At 70.6% G+C, this 988-nt stretch carries 2 pseudogenes; both read right to left on the bottom strand.

Features of this window, described 5'->3' with window-relative positions:
- Positions 1 to 662: pseudogene (locus HMPREF3105_RS06690) on the bottom strand (TerC/Alx family metal homeostasis membrane protein); the annotation flags it as partial.
- A gap of 49 nt (positions 663 to 711) precedes the next feature.
- A pseudogene (locus HMPREF3105_RS06685) lies at positions 712 to 988 on the bottom strand (hypothetical protein); the annotation flags it as partial.

The raw sequence follows: 988 nt of genomic DNA, 5'->3' as shown, positions 1-988 counted from the left end.
GCGGGCGGAGCGGGGCGTCGTCGGGCCCGCTGGTGCGGGCCCATGAGGGCGAAGATATTGGCGGTCAGGACGATGAACCAGTTCTGGGTGAGGCCGAAGATCGCCGGGATGGAGTCCACCGCGAACATCACGTCCGTCAGGCCGATCGTGATGAACACGACCACCATGGGGGTGAACATGCGCCGGCCGTCCACGGTGGTGCGCAGTCGGTTGCCGTCGTAGTCCGGCGCCACGTTGAGGCGGCGGGTCAGGCGGGCCACGACGCCCGGCTCGGACTCCTCGTCCCCGCCGTCGTCCTTGAGCTGCTGCCAGGCGGTCCAGAGCAGGAAGGCGCCGAAGATGTAGAACTCCCACGTCAGGTGCTCGATGGCGACGGCGCCGACCGCGATGAACACCGCGCGGGCGATCAGCGCGATGATGATGCCCACCATCAGCACCTCCTGCTGGTAGCGGCGGGGCACCTGGAACTTGGCCATGATGATGAGGAACACGAACAGGTTGTCCACGCTGAGGCTGTACTCGGTGACCCAGCCGGCGAGGAACTCGGTGCCGTGCTGCGCATCGCCCAGGGCGAAGAGCAGCCCCGCGAAGACCAGCGCCAGCGCCACGTAGAACCCGATCCACAGGCCGGCCTCCTTCATGGAGGGCTCGTGGGGGCCGCGCCAGTCTAGACGGGTGCGGTCCCGCGCGCGGATGCGGGTGGGCCCGGTCTCAGGCTGCGCCGGGGGCGGTCAAGCCGAGGGCGAGCCAGACGACGACGGCGCCGGCGGCGGCCAGGCCCCAGCTGGCGAGGGAGCCGATGAGGAACTCCTCCGCGCGCGAGCCGGCTCCGCGGTCCGCCGAGATCTCCGGGAAGCGCACGATGCCCTTGGCCGCCATCAGGGCCGCGATCACCGGATAGGCCTGCGCGAGCCCCAGGACGACCATGAGCAGTCGCTCCATGGGCCCGATGTAGCGACCGCCGCGCAGGCCGTCGGCCGCGGGGTCC

The sequence above is a fragment of the Micrococcus sp. HMSC31B01 genome (assembly GCF_001816085.1).
Classification (GTDB): domain Bacteria; phylum Actinomycetota; class Actinomycetes; order Actinomycetales; family Micrococcaceae; genus Micrococcus; species Micrococcus luteus.
Note: the sequence above shows the minus strand (reverse complement) of the source record. Positions and strands in the feature narration are given on the sequence as shown.